The sequence below is a fragment of the Streptococcus sp. SS4 genome (genome assembly GCF_030440125.1).
Classification (GTDB): Bacteria; Bacillota; Bacilli; order Lactobacillales; family Streptococcaceae; genus Streptococcus.
Genome location: NZ_JAQFJM010000011.1, coordinates 65,299 through 86,589, shown reverse-complemented (window position 1 = coordinate 86,589; position 21,291 = coordinate 65,299). Strand labels below are relative to the sequence as shown.

Genomic DNA, 21,291 nt, shown 5'->3' with positions numbered 1-21,291 from the left:
GACAGGTTATAATTTCTTCTATCATAACCCTGCACTTGGTTTCTTATTCAGTTCTCAAAGGTCTTTGTCTCTCTTAAGACAACTCCTATATTCTAGCAAATCTAGAATAGCTTGTCAACACTTTTTTCGAAGTTTTTTTACTTCTCGTGTTCGCCGCCCCTTCCGAAGCAGCTTATTTATAATATCATCTCTGACTTATCTTGTCAATAACTTTTTTAAAGTTTTGGAACCTTTTCAAGTTTGTGGCAAGTCTGTTAAGACAACTTTTATATTCTAACACCCAATTTAGTTCTTGTCAATAGGGTTTTAGTAAATCTATTAACCTTTTTTAGATTGAACTTTTTTGAATCCTTGATACAATACCCATCCAACAACTACGCCAAGGGCATTCTGGCAGAAATTAGGAATTACTTCTGCGATTGAAGCTCCTGTTCCATACATAAATACTGAAGCAAGTGCATAGCCACCCACCATCACAACTGCTGCAATCAGAAGGCCTAGGATACGATAGTTCCCTTTTAAGCCAGCAAAATAACCTTGTGCACCATGGATTAACAAACTGATAAACATCCATTGCGGAGCAGATGATAGCAGATCTATCAGAAAAGCAGACAATCCGCCCACAATTGCCCCCTCTTTCTTCCCAAGATAGAAGGCTGTGAAGTAGATTCCCGCATCTACCAAGGTTAAGAGCCCTGTCGGAGTTGGAATTTTAGCTACGAATCCAAAGGTTACTGATAAAGCTGTTAAGATTGCTAATAATGTTAGCTCTTTTGTTTTCTTATTTTGCATATTGAACTACTCCAAATTCATTTGATTGTTTAATTGATTCAAAAACAAAGGCTTTAGCATTAGCTACAGCTTCAATTTCTGAACATCCTTTGACTAATTCACTAGCTATACTTGAAGCAAATGTACATCCTGCACCGGTATTGTTTTTATCCAACACAGCTTCTTCAAACAATTTGTAGTCTGCTCCATCATAAAAGACATCTATCGCTTTATTACCATCCAAGCGGTTTCCACCTTTGACAACGATAGTCTTAGCTCCTAATTCATTGAGATAGCTAGCCGCATGCTTCATATCATCAAGAGTCTTGACCTTTCTATCTATAAGCAGTTCGACTTCAGGTAAGTTCGGAGTGATAACCGTGATATAAGGGAAAAATTTAACCAATTCATCACGTAGTTGAGAAACTTCAACGTCATGAGTCTCCTTACATACTAAAACGGGATCCAAGACAATTGGAATATCAGAATGATTTTTAACAAAATCCAACGTTAATTCTGCGATCTCAACGTTAGGCAACAAGCCAATTTTAATTGCTGAGAAGGGGACATCTTTTAGTGAGTCAAGTTGTTGTTTAAAAACATTAGTATCAACCGGAATGACCTCAAAACCATTCTCAGTCATAGCTGTTAGACAGGTAAGAGCCACAAATCCATGCTGTTTATTTGTGGTAAATGTCGCTAAATCTGCATGAAGTCCGCCACCACTAAAAATATCATTCCCTGAAATCGCTAAAATCAATTCATCACTCATATCTTATCTCCTTCAAATATAACCCATTTCCTGCTGCTGTTGGTCCTGCAAGATTACGGTCACGACTTTCCAACACTGTCTTCACTTGTGAAACAGGCATGCGGCCATTGCCAATCTTTAACAAGGTACCCACCATATTTCTAACTTGCTTATAGAGAAAACCATTACCAGAAAAAGTAAAGATATAAAATCCAGTTTTCTCATCGATAGATACACTAGCCTGTGTAATTGTACGTTCTTTATTTTCTACAGAAGTTCCTGAAGCTGTGAAGCCTGTAAAATCATGTGTCCCGACCAAATCCTTAGCAGCCTCCTGCATAGGAGCTAAACTCAAAGGATAAGGATAGTGGGTGGCATAATTACGCATCATGGGGTTCTTAGGTCGCCCTGCATCTACTAGAAACTCATAAGTTTTACTGTGTTTATTGTATCGTGCATGGAATTCCTCCGATACAAGTTCGATACTAACAACATCAATGTCATCTGGACATTGCGTATCTAAACCGAAACGTAACTTCTCTGGATCTCGCTCCTGGGGCAAATCGAAGTGGACAACTTGTCCATAGGCATGAACACCTGCATCTGTCCGACCCGCCCCATGAACGGTGACAGGTGTACCGCTATTTAACCGTAAGAGAGTCTTTTCAAGCTCTTCTTGAATAGAACGTGCATTTGGTTGTCTTTGAAAACCTGAGAAAAGTGTACCATCATAGGAAATTGTCGCTTTGTATCTAACCATAGAATTATCATATCAGATTTTTTCAAGGATAAAAAGTAGGTCGATCACCAACTGACCCCATACAGATTTTTGTCATAAAGAAAAAGACGCATTAAGCGTCCTTCCTTTATAAATCTTCTAAAGCGTCTTTTACCTTGTTAAAGAAACCTTTTTTCTGTGGTACAATCTTTTCATCACCACTTGCTTTGGCGAATGCAAGGAGAGCTTCTTTTTGAGCATCATTTAGCTTCGTAGGAGTTACAATCTTAACTGTAACGTGTTGGTCTCCTTGTGAACCTCCACGAAGACGTGGAGCACCCTTTCCTTTTAGACGGAAAGTTTTGCCTGTTTGAGTTCCTGCTGGAATGGTCATCTCAACATTGCCATGAACTGTTGGTACTTCGACAGTGTCACCAAGAGCTGCTTGGACAAAAGAAATGTTAAGTGTATAGTAAATCGTTGATCCATCACGCGTAAATTTATCACTTGGATTAACATTGATGATTACAAAGAGATCTCCATAAGGTCCACCATTGAAACCAGCTTCACCTTGACCAGCAAGACGGATTTGTTGACCTGTTTCAACACCTGCTGGAATCTTGACAGATACTTTATGGCTTTGTTTTTCATGCCCTGTTCCATGACAAGTTTGACATGGCTCTTTAATTTCTTGACCTGTTCCATGACAAACATCACAGGTTACTTGACGACGCATCATACCAAGTGGTGTTTGCGTATCGACATTGATAACCCCTTGACCATGACAGCGACCACAAGTTACAGGGCTTGTGCCAGGTTTTGCACCAGATCCCGAACATGTCTTACATGTTGCTTCACGATTGTAGTGAACTTCTTTTTCGGCACCAAAAATCGCCTCTTCGAAGCTTAGGTTGACACGGTACTGAAGATCATCACCTTGACGTGGAGCATTCGGGTTACGAGTAGCACCACCACCAAAGAAGCTAGAGAAGATATCCTCAAAGCCACCAAAGCCTGCACCACCATCGAAGCCACCAAAGCCTCCTTGACCACCAAAACCATTCGCACCATCTGGTCCGTATTGGTCATAGGCTGCACGTTTTTGGTCATCACTTAAAGTTTCGTAGGCCTCTTGAACCTCTTTATATTTTTCTTCCGCACCCGGTTCTTTATTAATGTCTGGGTGGTATTTCTTAGACATCTTACGATAGGCACGTTTAATTTCATCTTGAGAGGCATCCTTAGATACCCCAAGACGATCGTAATATTCGGTATTGTTCATAATTTTAGATACAAAGGGCATCTAATGGAGAAAGCCAAAGTAATAGTTTTGAAGATGAACACCTAGTCCCTTGAAACCAACTATCTTTTTTGCTTAATCCATAGCCCGTGTTCAACGACGAACACTCTTTGTTCCTTTCTATTTTATATTTGTTACGATACGAAGTAAAACTATATCTTATATTCACTTCACTTATTTTAGCGAAAAACAGAGGCTGGTTTGCAACCTCTGGATTTCTTTTTATCATTTACTAGCTAAGCTCAACACCTTACCGAACTGAGCACGCCCTAACCTCTTGGTGAAAAAGAGAAATCTTCCTATTTTCACTGTGAGGTTTTAATGGACTTTACATCTTATTTTTCAGTAAACTCTCCGTCTACGACATCGTCGCCTGGGTTATCTGCTGTTTGTGCACCTTCTGCTCCTGCTTGAGCTTGTTGTGCTGCTGCAGCTTGTTCGTAAAGTTTAACTGCAAGAGCTTGAGCTTTTTCGTTAAGAGCTTCCAATTTAGCCTTCATATCATCAAGATTGCCTGATTCTTGAGCTTTCTTAAGGTCATCAAGAGCTGATTGAGCAGCATCACGTTCTGTGTCGAAGCCTTTACCTTCTGTTTCTTTGATTGTTTTTTCAGTCGCAAAGATAGCTTGGTCAACTTCGTTACGAAGATCTACTTCTTCTTTACGTTTTGCATCTGCTTCAGCATTTGCTTCAGCATCTTTCATCATCTTTTCAATTTCTTCGTCTGTCAAACCAGAGTTAGATTGGATGACAATTGTTTGTTCTTTTTGAGTTCCAAGGTCTTTAGCTTTAACAGATACGATACCGTTCTTATCAATATCGAAAGTAACTTCGATTTGTGGGATACCACGAGGTGCAGCTGGGATATCAGTCAATTGGAAGCGTCCAAGAGTCTTGTTATCTGCTGCCATTGGGCGTTCCCCTTGAAGAACATGGATATCAACGGCTGGTTGGTTGTCTGCTGCAGTTGAGAAGACTTGTGATTTAGATGTTGGAATAGTAGTGTTGCGGTCAATAAGTTTTGTGAACACTCCACCCATTGTTTCGATACCAAGTGACAATGGAGTTACATCAAGAAGGACAACGTCTTTGACATCACCAGTAATAACACCACCTTGGATAGCAGCACCCATGGCAACTACTTCATCAGGGTTAACTGATTTGTTTGGTTCTTTACCAGTTTCAGCTTTAACAGCTTCTACAACGGCAGGGATACGAGTTGAACCACCGACAAGGATAACTTCGTCAATATCTGACAAGCTCAAACCTGCATCTGAAAGGGCTTGACGAACTGGAGTTTTCGTACGTTCTACAAGGTCACGAGTCAAATCATCGAATTTCGCACGAGTCAATGTCATTTCCAAGTGAAGAGGTCCAGCCTCACCGGCAGTGATGAATGGCAAGCTGATTTGTGTTGAAGTGACACCTGAAAGGTCTTTCTTAGCTTTTTCTGCTGCGTCTTTCAAACGTTGAAGAGCCATCTTGTCTGTTGACAAGTCGATTCCATTTTCTTTCTTGAATTCTTCAACCATGTGGTCGATGATTTTTTGGTCAAAGTCATCACCACCGAGTTTGTTATCCCCTGCAGTGGCCAATACGTCAAAGACACCGTCACCAAGTTCAAGGATAGATACGTCGAATGTACCACCACCAAGGTCGAATACCAAGATTTTTTCTTCTTTATCAGTCTTATCCAAACCATAAGCAAGGGCTGCTGCTGTTGGTTCGTTGACGATACGTTCTACTTCAAGACCAGCGATTTTACCAGCGTCTTTTGTTGCTTGACGTTGTGCATCGTTGAAGTAAGCAGGAACTGTGATAACTGCTTTAGTTACTTTTTCACCAAGGTAATCTTCAGCATAACCTTTCAAGTATTGAAGAATCATAGCTGAAATCTCTTGTGGTGTGTATTCTTTACCGTTTGCAGAAACTTTTTCAGAAGTACCCATCTTAGATTTGATAGAGATGATTGTATCTGGGTTTGTTACTGCTTGACGTTTTGCAGCGTCACCAACGATGATTTCACCGTTTTTGAATGACACAACAGATGGAGTTGTGCGGTTACCTTCTGGGTTTGCGATAATTTTTGATTCAGTTCCTTCAAGAACTGCTACTGCTGAGTTTGTTGTACCTAAGTCAATACCAATGATTTTAGACATATGTTTTTCCCCTTTTTACTTTAATTTCTATTTTGCTTTTTTATCTTTCATTCATAGTTTTCTGTCATTTCGGACAAGTTTTCAATTAATTATATACAACTACCATAGCTGGGCGTAAGACGCGTTCGTGGAGTTTATACCCTTTTTGGAAAACTTGTGCAATCGTGTCTGCTGGATGTTCATCATCTGCAGGCATTGTTTGAATCGCCATGTGGAAGTTGTGATCGAAATCACCATCTGCTGGGATTTCTTCAATTCCTTCCTCTTTAAGAGCATGTACTAAACTTTCTTGCACCATTTCCAAGCCTTTTTTGACATCATCAGTCAAACCCTCAACGGCAAGAGCACGTTCAAGGTTATCAAGTGATGGCAAAATCGCTTTTGCCAAATCTTGGCTACGATACTTTTGCAATTGTTGACGTTCTTCATTGGCACGTCGCTGAATATTTTGCATTTCTGCATGGGCACGAAGGTATTTGTTTTCAAATTCTTCGGCACGCGCTTGGGCTTCTTCAAGTTCAGAAGGTTCGCTTACTTCCTCTACAACTTCTTCAGTTGTCTCAGTAGCTTCCTCTTCTTTCACTTCTTCTTTTTTAATATCTTCAGTCAAGGCATACACCTCTTTCTATACTTTTTAAATGTTATATCTTAGCTAACTTCATAATGGTTACTATTGAGGTAACGGTAATAATCCGTCAACTTCATAACCAAAACTCTACTAATAACATTGACCAAACTAACCATGCGACGATAATCCATTTCAACTGGGCCAATCACATGCATGAGCGCCATCCCACGATAAGGAATCAGGAATTTATGACTCATAACTGTGACATTTTCAAGCGCTTCTTCAGTTGATTCTGCAACCGAAATCTTGGTCACTTCATCATCGGAGATAGCTGATCGAAGCTCAAGTGCCACATGTTGTGGATTGTCCAAAAATTGATAGGTTTTTAAGTCGGCATAAGTCAGTGATGCAACCTTACCTTCGATGAAAATCAATTCCTTAAAAAGTTGTGAAAAGATATAATCAAACAAATCCAGAACATTATCTGTTATCTTGAAATACTTCTGCACAATCTGAGGAATCTCAGTTCTCAATCGGTAATGGATATCTAAGACAGTGTTTCCCAAAAAACGTTCTTGAACAAGCTTATGAAGAATTTCCAAATCACTAGACAAGAAATTCTTTGGAATAGCAAACTGAACTGTCACAGGCTTAGATTCATCTAGAGTGAGAACCGCTAAAGCGTCGTGATTGGATAGATGAACAATGTCAAATCCAGTCAGACGTTGTCGTGTCGGTTCCACATCTTGAATCACCGCTGTGCATCCTGTCATTTCTGCCAGCAGCTTTGCCGCTGCATCCAAGATATCTTCAAGTTTGAAAGCTTCAAAGTCGAAAGCTTTAACCACTTGATAAACATCTTGTTCATCAATCGTATCAAGATTCAAAGAATTAGCGACAAAATACTGGAAACCTGCTCGGCTTGGCATACGCCCACTAGAAGTATGAGCTTTTTCAAGATAGCCCATTTTTTCTAGCTTGGCCATGTCATTACGAATAGTCGCTGAACTCGAATCAATTGATTCTTGTAACGCTTTAGAACCAACCGGTTCATGTGTACGAGTGAACATCTCAACTATCAAATTCAAAATAGTGTTTTGCCTTTGCGTAATCACGATGTCACCTCATTTCTTTTTATTAGCACTCTAACACATCGACTGCTAACTTATGATTCTATTATACACCTAAACTTGAACATGTCAACCCCAAAAAACAAAAAAATTAGCACTCTTTTTGATAGAGTGCTAAAAATACATCTCAAGACCTAGAGAAGCAAAAAAGAGCACCTCCGAGGTACTCTAATCTTATCGATCATATTTTGACAAATGATAGGTCTCAATAATAGATATGAGGTGTTTGGCGTAATCTGGATCACTGCTAAAACCCGCAGCTTGTAGTTTTTCTGCCGCAACTTTATAACTAGTCGTTCCTGCCACCTCTTTATAGGTCGACTCGCCCCACGTTCCTTGGCGAAGTTCTTCTAAATAAGTCATCATAGAACTTGACCAATCCTTAAAAACTGCAAAATCCACCTTTTGGTATTGCCACTTACCTTTACTATAGATACTATCTTTTAAACGAATACGTTCTTGACCCGGCTGAGCTAGCAGACTGTAGATGTTATGGTATTTAACAGATAAAAGACTGCTACCATAATTCGACTCATATGCAGCTTGACTAAGGAGAATAGACGCAGGTACACCATAGTTTTTAGACATCTTTTGAGCTGTTGGAGCTAAGGTCTCAATAAACTCTTGCTGCGTGTAAGCAACCTTTACCGAACGAGCATTATCATCTGTAGAGACATGAAGAATCAAAGGTAAGACAATACCTAAAGCGAAAACAGCAACTAAGGTTATGAAGGCTTTTAGTTTAAAACGTCGTCTCACTTAGTTTTCTCCTTTAATAATGCCAAATATTCCTCCAAAGTAAGATTATGTTCAGTCATATACTCTGCTGACTCTTTACCAACATAGCGGAAATGCCAATCCTCGTAGCCTACACCAGTTGATGATGTTTTACCATCTGGAAAACGAAGAACAAAGCCATATTTCGGCGCCAACTCTTTGACTTTAGCTACTGTATCTGGATCTGCTTCATTTAAGCTATCTACAGTACTCATATCAATCGCAAGACCTGTCTGGTGTTCACTCGCTCCTGGTGGTTGTGAATAGGTTTGAACCTTTTTCTCCGCCTGAGACTCCGTCAAACTTGGGTCAGCAGCCATTTCCTGCTGAACATAACTGTTATAAAGTTCTGTCTGATAAGCGACACTACGATAACCGGATATCAAGTGATAACTTGGATCAATTTCTTGAGCAGCCGCTAAAAACTCCTTAACATTCTTAGCAATTCTCGCATCTACAGAAACACCATCGACATCAGCAATCTCAGGGTTAAGTTCTTTAGACTTATTATCTCGATTTACCAAAAGCAATTGCCAGTCTTTAGGCGATACATCAGGTAGTCCCTTTGCATCCTTGCTTTGAGTCGCATCGGTAGCTTGTTTACTACTTTTTGTTATTGACGATCCACTGGTTTGTTGGACTGTACGACTGACACCAAATACTGAATAAAGTCCTGCTACAACTAAAAGAACTGCAATCAAGACACTACTGATAACCAAAAACCAGTTGGTTTGCTTTTTCGCCCGACGGCGACTTGGATAGTTATTTTTTACCATTTTCTTTTTCTATTATCTCTCGCCCAACCTGACGATAAGTCATATCGCCAAGTGCTTCTAATGTAAATTTACCATTTTCATAAGCAACAACAGTAACCGAACCGTTGTCCAATGAAGGATGCTCGACAGAAGGATCAATTAACCATGCAAAAGTTGCGATAGTCATACCGTGACTAACGACGATAGCATCACCACCACCAGACCTCTCAAGATCCTCAGCCATAGCTGTAAACCCTTCTATAATACGTTTTCTGAGCACTTCCCAAGACTCTGCCCAACCAGCCGTATCCACATCAAGGATACCTTGTGCAAGTTCAGGATAAGTTACCTCATGCAAATCCTTACCTTGAAAAGCATCTGTTCTCGGTAGCACACCGTAGAAAAGTTCACCATCATAGCCACCATCTAAACTACCAAAACACCACTCACGAATACGTTTGTCACGTTTATAGGGAATAGTTTCTAAACCCGTCTCACGCAAAATGATATCCATGGTTTGAATCGTTCGACCTGAATCACTAGAATATGCGGCCTTGAAAGGAATACCTGCCGCTTTCAGACCTATCCCCAATTCACGAATACCTTCTTCACCGAATGGGGTCAAAGGGCTATCAGACCAACCTTGTGCACGACCAATGGTGTTAAACATCGTTTTGCCATGTCTCGCAATATATAACCTAACCTTACTCATAGCGCCCCTTCTTTCCGTCATTTTTGAATTCATTATAGCACAAATCCCCTCGACTATCTAGCCAGCGAGACCATCAGAAAATGCCTTACCAATTGGCAAAGCATTTATCATCCGTTTAGTTTTTAAAGCTGTGAACAGGAGCTGGGATTTGACCACCACGCGCAATGAAGTCAGCCGATGAAGCTTTGTTTACCTTCATTACCGGTGCATACCCAAGAAGACCTCCAAGTTCCAGCATGTCACCTTCCTTACCATAAGGAATAATACGAACAGCTGTTGTTTTCTGGTTAATAACACCGATAGCCGCTTCATCAGCAATCATGGCCGCGATTGTAGTATCTGGCGTATCAGCAGGAATAGCAATCATGTCTAGACCAACAGAACAGATGGCTGTCATAGCTTCCAATTTTTCAAGGTTGATATGACCAGATTTAACAGCCGCAATCATACCCTCATCTTCAGAAACTGGAATAAAGGCACCTGACAAACCACCAACTTGGTTACATGCCATGATACCACCTTTTTTAACTTGGTCATTAAGAAGAGCTAGAGCTGCAGTAGTACCATGTGTACCAACAACTTCAAGACCCATCGCTTCAAGGACACGGGCTACTGAATCACCAACTGCTGGTGTTGGCGCAAGAGACAAATCTACAATACCGAACTCGACACCAAGACGTTCACTGGCCATTTGACCAACCAACTGACCAACACGTGTGATTTTGAAGGCAGTCTTCTTAACTGTTTCAGCTAAAACATCGAAACTTTCGCCTGGAACTTTCTCAACTGCACGTTGCACAACACCAGGACCTGAAACCCCAACATTGATTACAACATCAGCCTCACCAACACCGTGGAAGGCACCTGCCATAAATGGATTATCTTCAACCGCATTGGCAAAGACAACCAATTTACCTGGACCCATTGGATCTGCCTGAGAAGCCTCTTTGATGATACGTCCCATGTCACGTACTGCTGTCATGTTAATACCGGTCTTTGTTGAACCAATGTTGACAGACGAACAGACAAAATCAGTCTCAGCAAGCGCACGTGGAATAGAATTGATAAGAATCTCATCACCTTTTTGGTAACCCTTTTGAACGAGCGCAGAGAAACCACCAATAAAGTTAACGCCGATTTCCTTAGCTGCTCGGTCAAGCGCCTTCGCAAAAGGTACATAGTCTGTAGCATCTGTTGCCGCACCGATGATTGAAATCGGAGTAACAGATACACGTTTATTAACAATCGGAATACCAAGTTCAGCCGCAACCTCGTCGCCAACAGTTACCAAATCCTTAGCCTTAGATATAATCTTGTTATATACTTTTTCCGCTGCCTTATCGATATCTGAATCGATACAGTCTAGGAGTGAGATTCCCATGGTAATGGTACGAACATCAAAATTCTGTTCCTCAATCATGGCAATGGTTTCTGTGACCTGTTTAATATCCATTTTAAGCTACTCCTATCTTACAAGTTGTGCATCGCATCAAAAATCGCTGAACTTTGGATGTTGATTTTAACGTTCAATGACTCACCAAAGGCTTCCAATTCAGCACGTAGGTGTGTAAAATCTTGTTTGCCTTCCGATGATACAACCGCCATCATGGTAAAGAATTCATCAAGGACTGTTTGAGAAATATCATCAATATTCAAACCAAGTTCTGCCACCTTAGTCGCAACACCCGCAACAATACCTGCTTTGTCCTTACCTACAACTGTAATAATTGCTTTCATGAGAAGCCTCCATCATTTTATTTTGTATAATTTTAGCATATTTTGATTAAAAATGCTATTTTTTATGAAAATTGCCTCTTTTTCTTGAAAAAGACGAATGTTTCAGCAACATTTAATCATTATCGTTTATGAAAATATCCTCTCTTTGACTTAACTACTTGTGGATAAACTTGTTCACAACCTAAATAATTTCCTTCTTTTAAAACCTTGAAAAATCAATATTCAACACAGTTAACAGACTTATCCACACCTGTGGATAAGTCTGTGGGTAACTTGTCGATAAACAAAAAATACCGCCAAATTTAGGCGATATCTTAGCTTTATTTCCATTTTAAATTAACATGGGCATTCATTTCTTTATAGGCAGTATCGATACGTTCTTTGGTCTCTTCATCTAGTTTATTTCTATATTTACCACCTTTAATGAAATCCTCTAAAATATAAGTTTGGTAAGTATACAAAGGATACCCCTCTGGCGAAGTTGTTCCTTTAGGCGTACGGTTAACCCAAGTCGGATGTGCTTGAGCCGTCTTAATCGTGGTTTGACCATTCTTTTTCTCAAGGGTCACATCCATTAAGACACCTCTCTCTGTCCACTCTGCACTATCCACACCATCCATAGTCTCTATGCGCTGGTTAGAGATAAAATTCCCCATTGAGTAAATAATAAGTTTTTGCTGACCATCTTTTTTAACCACCTTTGAAGGCTCAACCACATGAGGATGACCTCCAAAGATAATATCGGCACCCCAATCAATCATCTTATGATAGAGTTTAACCTGTTCATCTGTCGGTTCCAAACGATACTCAACACCCATCTGAGGCATGATAACCGTGATATCTGCTTCTTTTTCTGCACGCTGAATCTCAGCTTTCATACGTTTTTCATCCAAATTCGATAAGTGATCTGCAACCTCTTTATACGTTAAGTTCGACTCTAGACCATTGTAACCATAAGCATAGGAAAGTATTGCAACCTTGATACCATTAACATTCTTGATGAGGAGTGGTGCCTTGTCACGCACCGGCTTTTCATAAACACCAACAGGATCAATTCCTACTTTTTTAAAAGCATCAGCTGTTGTAAAAGCTCCCTCTAAACCAGAATCCAAGATATGATTATGAGCCAAATCCATAACATCATAGCCAGCATCCTTAATAGCTGCGGTCACTGATTGAGGAGCATTAAACAGAGGATAACCTGACAAGGGATAGTCAGGATTGATAGTTCCCTCAAAATCACCCAAAACCAAATCAGCCTGCTTTAACCACGGCTTCACATAAGTAAAATTCTCCGTGAAATCATAGCTACCATCTGCCTGCAGAGCACTCATATAGAGACCGTCATGATAGAGCAAGTCCCCATTAGCCATGATACGTGCTGTCTGTATCTGGTTCGAGGCATTCTTTTGCTGTTCGTTCTTACTATGAACAATTAAAATCTCAAGAAAAAGCAAACCTAAGACAAGAGCAATTAACCCCATCAAAATCTTATTAGTCATCGCATTGTCACGCTTTTTAGCCTGGCTCTGTTTCATAATACTCTCCTTTTTCATACTTCTAGTGTACCAAAAAAACTTATCCATTGATGATAAAAAAGATTAATAAACGGTTACATCTCAATTCCACGACGATTGAAAAGATCAGTTTTCTTAGACAAGATAAAAAACCCTACTTCAGTATGAAGTAGAGTTTTGTTAATGATTAGCGTGTTGGTGTGTATTCCAAATCTTTACCGTGTTTAGCTACAAAATCAGACATTTCAGAGTCTGGAATTTGACGTAAGTAGAGATTGGCACGAATCGTTTCATCTTCCTCACGACAAGTCGAAAGAACGAGGTATTTATCTGAAGCACTAACCTTCAAATCCTTGTTTTTAACACTTGCTTGATCATAGATAATATCCAACTGTTGTTTAAAGTCTTTATCGCTTTCAAATGATGTACGATAGAAAGCTGTGTCTTCAGGCACAATTACCATAGCAAGCGCTTCATAATAGTACTTACGTTGAGGCGTCTCAATAACAACATATTTGTGTTTATCAAAGAACGACTGATCACTATAGTAGTTAACATCATTGAACATACGACTATCAGCAACCTTACTGCCTCGAGCATGGCCGAAGAGCCAAGTCAAACGATCACTGAAATCTTTCTTATTGTCTGTATCCATGAAGACAGTTCCCAAATACGGAACGTTTCCTCCATCAAATGTTTTATCTAAATAGGTTGAATTGTCCGTTGTTTGAACAACTGGCTCATCCAATTTAGTCCCTGGTGCATAGACATAAGCGATAGTATCAGGGTTTGTTGCCTCAAGACCATCAAATTTATTTTTGAGGTAGGCTTTCTCCTCATCTGAAACTTTATAAGTGTTTGCTTTTTTAGTCGTTAAAACACTCTTAACACCATTAGAGGATGATGCTGTTGGAGACATAAACTGGAAGCCAAGGAAAATTGCCAAAGCAGCAATTACTACGGCAGAAATCCCAGCAATCAGTTTATTGCGAGATCCATTAGATTTACGATTGTGATTACTCATGAAATGTCAAATCCTTTTCTTTATCCATAGAAAAATATCACCGAAGCTTAAGCTCCAGTGATATTCTTTTTAGCAATAACAGTTAATTATTTAACAGCTGCTGTGTTTGGAAGAGCTTTAGCTTCAGCTTTAGCTGCTGGAGCTTTCTTTTCTGCAGCTTTAACAGCTTTAGCTTCTTCTTTAGCGTCTTTGTTAGCGTTAGCTTTATCAGTAACTACAAATTCATCTTTGATGATGTTTCCGTTAGCATCACGTTTTGGTTCGATGTGTTCACCAGCATCTTCAAATTTTTGTTTAGTTGAATCTGCGTCAACGTTGTTAAGACCATCTTTAGCAGCTTGAGTAAGACCACCTTCGTTGTTTGTGAAGAAGTCACCACCAGTTGCTTCAGTTTTGTTATCAAGGTTTCCAGTGTGAACGTTACCGTCGTTAGCGAAAACTGCTGCTGATGAAGCGAATACTGCAAGAACTGCAGCTGATGTAAGCAATACTTTTTTCATAATTGTTTCTCCTCTAATGGATTATTATATATTTAGTATCAGGACCTCCCTGACATCTATAGATTATAACACTATCTAGAGATATGTCAACAATTTTTAAAAACTTTTTTAAATTTTTAATATATCCTACAATTCCTACAAACAAAGGGTTTTTGAAGTCTGTTACCAAATAGTAATAATTAATCATTTTTAATTTTAATGTTATTTTAGGTAATTTATTATGTCCTCTGCTAAGTTTAAATACAAATTTAAATCATATATAAAAGCATAATTTGTAAAATATACATTCATTATTATGTGAAGTTTTTTGGCCAAAAATCAAGAGATATTTAATAGATGTATAAAACCCTTTACTGATAATATGTTTGAAGTATATAACAATATCATCTTTCAAATGAATGTACTCATTCACTTTGAGCGCTTTTGTATGATAACTACATAATATGCAAGACCTCAAAATTGAATAGATTAGAGAAACATTAGCATTTTTGAAAGTATTTCGGCCTAAAAAGTTCTATTATTGGGTTAAAATGCTTGAAAAATAAACTATTATCTTATTTTTGAATGCGTTTCAACTAAGGTGAAGTCAAGAAAATTCCTTTGAAAACACTCCCTCTTACCAAGACCTCTTCTCAGAATAACAAGTCTCCAAAAAACTAATACACAAATCAATTGGATTGTTTTACTTCTCTTATTTCAGACGAAATAGTTCTTCCACTTGTTTATTAAAGACTTGTGCTATTTTTAAAGCCATTTCCAACGAAGGGTTGTAGCGGTTATTTTCTAAGTGAACAATCGTTTCTCTCCGTATTCCTACTTGATCTGCTAAATCTTGTTGAGTCATACCATAAGCTTCCCTTACTTCTTTCAAGTTAGTCTTTATTTTACTTTCTTTCGCCATATTTCATCCCCTTTTTTCAGTGATAAAGTAAGTAATGGCAAATAATAAGAGTAAAAAAGCCACCAAAATATAAAGAAATCCAGCATTCAAAACAAAAACTTTACAGACGGCTATCAAGGTTGCAATTCCCAATAATATAAAGATTGCTATTGTAAACAAAATGGAAGAGGACTTTGCAATATTTCTATAAAATCGTTCATCGGGTTCTTCATTAATTCTCTTGAATAAGAAGTAAAACATTAATAACAACTGAACACTTAATCCAACTCCTAACATTATATTCTTAATCAAAGAACCAGGAGTTAGAAGCCAAACTCCAATAGTATAAATCGAGGACGAGAGAAATACAAGCACTGTATATAATTTTGCAGTAATCCCAAACATATTTTTCTCTTTCTTTTGATAGGTTGATTTTGAGAGGACCGATAGCATCGTACAAGCCAAATACGTAGGAAGCCAAGACATCGTCATAATAGCACCTTTTGCTAGAATCGGTAGGTGATTCCCCAGCAATAAAACTAAACATACAACAATAAGCATGCTAGCGATATAAAGGATTATCTTTAAGTTCTTCGACATTTTCATTTTCGTCACCTTCTTTCATCATGTTATAAATACATCACACCTCATATGTTATAAATATATCACATTGTTATAAGAATTTCAAGATGAAGACAAAACTCTAGTAAGATTTTGAACAATTTTTCAGAAATCTATACAAAAAAGCACCCATGAGGTAAACTCTTGAGTGCTTTGAAACGTTGATATAATCGTATCGATTAACGTTTTGAGTGCAGTGGTTGCCATCCAATCAAACATCGCTTCGCTTGTTTTCTTGGGGCAACTATGCATAGCATATCTCTATGCGACTAAAGTCGCTAGAGCTATCCTAATTGCGCACCGCCAATTCTCATACAAAAAACACCTTGCAAGTTGCAAAGCGCTTTCGATTATAATTTGCTGTCTAGTAACAATTAACGTTTAGAGAATTGGCTAGCTTTACGAGCTTTCTTAAGACCTAGTTTGGAAAGTATGGATTTCAGTTGGACTAAAAACAGCGTAATATCAAGGATTTTCTGAACAATATCTACTTTTTAATTTCATAAAATCTGAATCAATATTTTTAAAATAGGGGAATAGTTTAGGTCTCTAAGCATTAAAATAATACACCTAACTTTGGTCACCGTTTTTTAGTTATTCACTCTTTTTTCGGATAGTGTTTTTAAAGTTATGATGTAAAATGCCGCAATTAAAACACTATACATCATAATCGGAGGATAGAGAATTAAGGATAGAATCAATCCCACTCCTTTAATTATTAGGTCAGGTATCAATAACTTCCTATATTGTGCGGTAGCTTCAAGTAATTCTTTCTGATCTATATTGGGTTTATCAATTACTTTATGTAAAAACCAGTTTGCTACCGTTGAAACAATAACGATCAGTCCATAAAAGAGCTGTGCCGTATGATTCATGAAATGACTACTAACTATTCCAGTAGCATAGGGCATAAATGAAACAAAAAATAAAAGATACAAATCCTTTCAAATTCCTCCCTTTTCAACTTGGCTAACTTGACCTGCATTACCTAGGTCGCTTTGCTTTAAATTATACTTTTTTCTTAAACATTTGATACGAGTAGGTATTTCTTGTGAGTAATTTTCATCAAAAAATTTCATAGATAAGTCCTATATATAATCATGGTAAAGTAGTAAAAATAGTTGTTATCCTAGTTGATTAAAAAAGTCTTTGATTTCCTCATCTTTTATAAAATAATATATAATTTTCCCCTCTCTTCTAGTATCCAAGATGTTTTGATTGGCTAGTTTACGAAGATGGTGGGAGGCAGATGCCATACTGAGATCTAGTAAACAGGCTATATCACAGACACAGAGTTCTTCAACAGCAAGGAGATAAAAGATGATATTTATCTGTTTATTATCGGTAAACTTTGATAAAATACGAAGTGATTTTTGGACTTTTTCCTTTTCAAGGTAGTTCGTTGCGGTTGTAACATTTTGTTGATTTATAACATCCACTTGACAGATACTATCTTTTTTCATAATTTTTTCTCCTAGCCGAACACAGTCCTTAGCATGTCAAAGCTGTTGTTTTCAATCAGGATATACATCCCCAATCCTAAATAGACAACGGCAATAAACCATCTGCTATATTTCTCCAAAGTTTCTCCAACAGAAGGGACTTGTGCTAATTTTTGGGCAGAAAAAACCAAGAGATAAATCATGACTAGAAAAGTAAGTAAAGTCACTATCAAATTCGCTAAATTTAAGGTAGTAAAATATGGGACAAAGACACCAATATTGTCAGCGCCACAACTTGCAAAAGTAATCATAGCGACTAAAAAAATCAAGTTTTTATTGTCTTTTCGCAAACCATCTTTTGCAATAGCTTCTCCATCAGAATCTCCTAAAAGCAAAACTTTGAGGCCTAGGAAAATTGGAATCAAACCGAGTAAACCTAAAATCTCTTTACTAGGAATATAATTTAAGACAAATGCAAAAAGCAAACTTAGGAATATTAGACTAACAGAGCCTAGAAATTGTCCTAAATAGATGTTAATGATGTCCTTTCTGCTTTTTCTTTTGGCAAAAAATAACATTAGGATAATAAGTAAGTCTACGGCTGTCCCAGAATACAGGATTATTGAAGTAACAACATTTTGAATCATAAAATACCTCATTCAAATATATTTTTGAATGTATTCTAACATTAAGCTTTGTAGATGTCAACTTAAAATCCACCAATTAATAATTGCATGTCAATATTTGTATTGTGAAACTAGTTTCAGAAATATATAGTCTTAAAGTATGTCCACTGCCAATGGTTTTTTCAATATTTAAGAGGAGATTTATAATGGTTCATTTCTATAAATTTATAAACGAGTTATATATTTTGTTTAACCAATTATTAACTATTTTTATCAATAATCACTTCATTAATTTGTACTTTTTAATTTTGATTTATTTTTCGTGCATATTTTATATGAATTTAATTCTAATACATTTTAAATAAAAAATACGCAATTTTAATTGGCACTGACCCCCGTAAATGAGAATTAAATAAAAACACCTCCAAGTTGGATTTGGTACAATATAATCAAATGCTCATGGAGGTGTCTTTTTATGGTTAAAAAACGTGTGGAGACGGTGGTATTATTGTCAAGAAAATAGAATAACAAGCTATAAAACTGTCGAAATAGGTGGCTTTTAGGATTTTAACAGAAATCAGTTCTATAATAAATTAAAAATCGTGTTGGTAGAAAAATCGTCTACTTCTACCAACACGATTTTACAAAGAGCCATTACTTACATCTCTTTTTCTCCTGTAAAACTATTGTATCTTGATACTTTAAGGAGTTTCCATCATTCAATCTGTTAACCGTTATTTTTGGGATCTAAACGTAATAACATAGCATTAATAGCGACGATGACTGTTGACACAGACATTAGGATTGCTCCTAATGCAGGGCTTAATGTGATACCAATAGGAGCCAAAATTCCTGCAGCTAGAGGGATAGCTATAAAGTTATAACCAGCTCCCCAAAATAGGTTTTGTTTCATTTTACGAGTTGTTTTGTGTGCTAAATCAATGAATGATCCAATATCTCCTGGATCGGATTGAGTCAATATGACATCAGCTGAATCCAACGCAACTTGAGTTCCAGCACCTATAGCTATACCAACATCTGCTAAGGCAAGAGAAGGAGCATCATTTACACCATCACCTACCATGATAACTTTCTTTCCTTCATCTTTAAGTGTTTTAACTAACTCATATTTGTCTTGTGGAGATTGATTTGATCTATATTCAATCCCTAAATCTACTGCCGCGCCTTGAGCCGCTTTTTCATTATCACCTGTTGCCATAATTGGTCGAATATTGTTCTTTTTAAGAGCTTTAATTAACTCTTTACTCGTTGGTTTTAATTCGTCCCCTAAAGCTACAGCACCAATGGCATCATCATTTTCTACTAAGACACTAAGAGTTGCTCCTTTTGGAGTATCCATATCAAGATTACGTCCATAGGCTTTTTGACTGATTAATTGGTAACGGTGCCCACCTGCTTTACCCTCTACTCCAGAACCGGAAATCACATCAATCGAATCAAAAGATGCTGGACGTATATTTTGCTGCTCGGCGAAACTTATAATTGATTGAGCAATTGGGTGGCTAGATCCTCCTTCAATACCTGCCAATAAGGCAATGATTTCCTCTTTTGTATATTTGTCATTAAGAAGTTTTACATCTAATACTTTAAATTCACCAGTTGTTAAAGTACCCGTTTTATCTAAAATCATCACATCTGCATCTTGAGCTATTTCTAAGGCTTGGCGGTCTTTTACTAGTAAGCCACGGCTAGCTCCTAAGCTTGTGCTACGGGCGGTTACCAATGGAATAGCCAGACCCAATGCGTGCGGACAAGCAATAACTAATGTAGTAATAGTAAATATAACTGCCGTTGGGATATCTCCAATAATCATCCACACTACAAAAGCAATTAGCGCGACAATAACAGCAATATAGAAGAGCCACCCTGCAACCTTTTGCGCAATATTTTCTGCCCTGGAAGGCTGACTTTGAGCTTGGCTAATTAAAGTCTGTACTTGAGAGATAAAGGATTGATCACCTGTCTCAAGCACTTTAATATAAAGAACCCCTTCTCCATTTGTTGAGCCCCCGATTACTTCATCGCCAGGGCCTTTTTTAACTGCTTTTGATTCTCCAGTCAAAAGAGCTTCATTTAAACGTGATTCGCCACGCTCGATAATCCCGTCTGCTGGCACATTTTCTCCGGCTTGAACACGAATTAAATCACCTACCTTTAAGTCAGCAACTGGTCGTGTTTCAATTGAATCGTCTTCTAATACAACGTGAGCATCTTTCGGCACTAACTTAGCCAATTCTGCTTGTGCGTCTCCTGCTTCTCCAATAGCTTTCATCTCAATCCAGTGACCTAATAGCATGATTAATAGTAATGAAGCAAATTCAAAGAAAAAGTCCATCACGTGTTCACCCGTTACGTAGGTAATGATCACAGCATAAATACTGTATAAATATGAAACACTTATACCTAAAGAAACGAGTGCCATCATTCCAGGGTTTTTTTGTTTAAATTCGTCAACTGCACCTTGATAGAATGGACGTCCGCCATAAATAATTAATATAGTAGATAAAACAGCTACTACAATATCAGAATATGGAAAAGTAAACTGGAATGGTAGTTTAAATCCATGCAAAGGGGAAAAGAACATAATAATGATTCCTAGTGGCAATGACTTTAAGAAAAGTTCCTTAAAGCTTCCGTGATGATGGTGGGCATGCCCACTGTGCCCGCTGTGATTATGGGACGAATATTTGTTGTCATTATTCATTTTAAATTCCTCCTTATGCTTAATGATGATGTAAATGACATTCGCATTGTTCTTCTGGACAATTGCAATCCACTTCTTCTACTGCGAAAGATTTTTTCATCTCTAATATTTTTTCTAGTCGATCTATATCATCGAAGCTTAAAACATGATCTTCAATGATGCTTCCGATTACATTTCCGACATTCTTATTGCAAATACGTTTAAAAATATCTTCTGCATAATTCCTTACGGCTTCTTTCTCTTTAATATTGGCAGTGTAAATAAACTTTCTACCTTCTTTCTCTGTATTTAGTACGCCTTTTCCAACTAATCGACCTAAGATCGTTTTGATAGTGGATTGTGTCCAGTCCATTTTTTCTTGCAATACGGAAATGACTTTTTTACTAGTTACTCGATCATTTGCCCAAACTACACGCATGACTTCCCATTCTGCATCTGTGATATAAGTATTAAATTCTATTGTGCTCATTCTCCTTCCTCCTAGCTGTCTACAGATGTAAACGAATATCTTTAAAAGAAGTTTACCATTGTAAACGAATTATGTCAAGTCTTTTTATTAAATTCTCACTTTTTGGGGT

At 37.8% G+C, this 21,291-nt stretch carries 23 protein-coding genes; all 23 read right to left on the bottom strand.

The genetic code is table 11. The features are described 5' to 3' along the window. Positions 1-318 precede the first annotated feature (318 nt). The 23 genes from PCY16_RS10105 to PCY16_RS09995 all read right to left on the bottom strand — a co-directional run bounded on the left by PCY16_RS10105 (position 319) and on the right by PCY16_RS09995 (position 21,182). Positions 319-792, bottom strand: coding sequence for an ECF transporter S component (locus PCY16_RS10105; protein ID WP_070576157.1), 474 nt, complete (start codon positions 790-792; stop codon positions 319-321). Next, a complete protein-coding gene (locus PCY16_RS10100; RefSeq protein WP_070576154.1) occupies positions 782-1,543 on the bottom strand; it encodes a bifunctional hydroxymethylpyrimidine kinase/phosphomethylpyrimidine kinase in 762 nt (253 codons plus the stop codon). Before PCY16_RS10100 ends, PCY16_RS10105 begins: the two co-directional genes overlap by 11 nt. After that, the gene (gene truA, locus PCY16_RS10095; protein ID WP_070576151.1) at positions 1,536-2,282 is read right to left on the bottom strand and encodes a tRNA pseudouridine(38-40) synthase TruA; all 747 of its coding nucleotides are present in this window, start codon (positions 2,280-2,282) and stop codon (positions 1,536-1,538) included. Before truA ends, PCY16_RS10100 begins: the two co-directional genes overlap by 8 nt. 106 nt (positions 2,283-2,388) lie before the next feature. Further along, complete coding sequence (dnaJ, locus tag PCY16_RS10090) at positions 2,389-3,522, bottom strand: molecular chaperone DnaJ (protein WP_070576148.1); 1,134 nt, start codon at positions 3,520-3,522, stop codon at positions 2,389-2,391. A gap of 353 nt (positions 3,523-3,875) precedes the next feature. Next, the gene (dnaK, locus tag PCY16_RS10085) at positions 3,876-5,699 is read right to left on the bottom strand and encodes a molecular chaperone DnaK (protein ID WP_014633800.1); all 1,824 of its coding nucleotides are present in this window, start codon (positions 5,697-5,699) and stop codon (positions 3,876-3,878) included. Between the two features lie 85 nt (positions 5,700-5,784). After that, on the bottom strand, positions 5,785-6,309 hold the full coding sequence (gene grpE / locus PCY16_RS10080; protein WP_002886396.1) for a nucleotide exchange factor GrpE: 525 nt from the start codon (positions 6,307-6,309) through the stop codon (positions 5,785-5,787). Between the two features lie 38 nt (positions 6,310-6,347). After that, entirely contained in the window at positions 6,348-7,382 is a 1,035-nt protein-coding gene (gene hrcA, locus PCY16_RS10075; protein WP_004182170.1) for a heat-inducible transcriptional repressor HrcA, read from the bottom strand. Positions 7,383-7,571: 189 nt separating this feature from the next. After that, positions 7,572-8,156: a glycoside hydrolase family 73 protein gene (locus PCY16_RS10070; protein WP_195413970.1), complete on the bottom strand. Its 585-nt coding sequence runs from the start codon at positions 8,154-8,156 to the stop codon at positions 7,572-7,574. Then, positions 8,153-8,950 (bottom strand): M15 family metallopeptidase, encoded by a 798-nt coding sequence (locus PCY16_RS10065; protein ID WP_195413969.1) that lies wholly within the window; start codon positions 8,948-8,950, stop codon positions 8,153-8,155. Before PCY16_RS10065 ends, PCY16_RS10070 begins: the two co-directional genes overlap by 4 nt. After that, positions 8,937-9,641, bottom strand: coding sequence for a histidine phosphatase family protein (locus tag PCY16_RS10060; protein WP_195413968.1), 705 nt, complete (start codon positions 9,639-9,641; stop codon positions 8,937-8,939). Before PCY16_RS10060 ends, PCY16_RS10065 begins: the two co-directional genes overlap by 14 nt. 115 nt (positions 9,642-9,756) lie before the next feature. After that, complete coding sequence (locus PCY16_RS10055) at positions 9,757-11,094, bottom strand: PFL family protein (protein WP_301354552.1); 1,338 nt, start codon at positions 11,092-11,094, stop codon at positions 9,757-9,759. 17 nt (positions 11,095-11,111) lie between these two features. Further along, complete coding sequence (locus PCY16_RS10050) at positions 11,112-11,378, bottom strand: ACT domain-containing protein (protein ID WP_002889695.1); 267 nt, start codon at positions 11,376-11,378, stop codon at positions 11,112-11,114. Between the two features lie 320 nt (positions 11,379-11,698). Then, positions 11,699-12,916 carry a CapA family protein gene (locus PCY16_RS10045; RefSeq protein ID WP_301354551.1) on the bottom strand — a complete coding sequence of 406 codons (1,218 nt, stop codon included), beginning with the start codon at positions 12,914-12,916 and terminating at the stop codon, positions 11,699-11,701. Between the two features lie 166 nt (positions 12,917-13,082). Then, positions 13,083-13,919 (bottom strand): class B sortase, LPKTxAVK-specific, encoded by an 837-nt coding sequence (gene srtB, locus PCY16_RS10040; RefSeq protein ID WP_002889691.1) that lies wholly within the window; start codon positions 13,917-13,919, stop codon positions 13,083-13,085. An 86-nt stretch (positions 13,920-14,005) separates the two neighbouring features. Beyond that, positions 14,006-14,419 (bottom strand): LPKTxAVK-anchored surface protein, encoded by a 414-nt coding sequence (locus PCY16_RS10035; protein ID WP_002889684.1) that lies wholly within the window; start codon positions 14,417-14,419, stop codon positions 14,006-14,008. A 691-nt stretch (positions 14,420-15,110) separates the two neighbouring features. Then, positions 15,111-15,320: a helix-turn-helix transcriptional regulator gene (locus tag PCY16_RS10030; protein ID WP_002886384.1), complete on the bottom strand. Its 210-nt coding sequence runs from the start codon at positions 15,318-15,320 to the stop codon at positions 15,111-15,113. 3 nt (positions 15,321-15,323) lie between these two features. After that, positions 15,324-15,905 (bottom strand): hypothetical protein, encoded by a 582-nt coding sequence (locus PCY16_RS10025; protein WP_301354550.1) that lies wholly within the window; start codon positions 15,903-15,905, stop codon positions 15,324-15,326. Positions 15,906-16,510: 605 nt separating this feature from the next. Beyond that, entirely contained in the window at positions 16,511-16,795 is a 285-nt protein-coding gene (locus PCY16_RS10020) for a hypothetical protein (protein WP_014334291.1), read from the bottom strand. 69 nt (positions 16,796-16,864) lie between these two features. Next, positions 16,865-16,999, bottom strand: a complete 135-nt coding sequence (locus PCY16_RS10015) for a hypothetical protein (RefSeq protein ID WP_002889641.1) — start codon at positions 16,997-16,999, stop codon at positions 16,865-16,867. Between the two features lie 45 nt (positions 17,000-17,044). Further along, complete coding sequence (gene cadX / locus PCY16_RS10010) at positions 17,045-17,383, bottom strand: Cd(II)/Zn(II)-sensing metalloregulatory transcriptional regulator CadX (protein ID WP_118172276.1); 339 nt, start codon at positions 17,381-17,383, stop codon at positions 17,045-17,047. A gap of 11 nt (positions 17,384-17,394) precedes the next feature. Beyond that, complete coding sequence (locus PCY16_RS10005) at positions 17,395-18,009, bottom strand: CadD family cadmium resistance transporter (RefSeq protein WP_301354549.1); 615 nt, start codon at positions 18,007-18,009, stop codon at positions 17,395-17,397. Positions 18,010-18,715: 706 nt separating this feature from the next. Beyond that, complete coding sequence (locus PCY16_RS10000) at positions 18,716-20,713, bottom strand: heavy metal translocating P-type ATPase (protein ID WP_301354548.1); 1,998 nt, start codon at positions 20,711-20,713, stop codon at positions 18,716-18,718. 19 nt (positions 20,714-20,732) lie between these two features. Continuing rightward, positions 20,733-21,182, bottom strand: coding sequence for a CopY/TcrY family copper transport repressor (locus PCY16_RS09995; protein WP_301354547.1), 450 nt, complete (start codon positions 21,180-21,182; stop codon positions 20,733-20,735). Between the last annotated feature and the right edge of the window lie 109 nt (positions 21,183-21,291).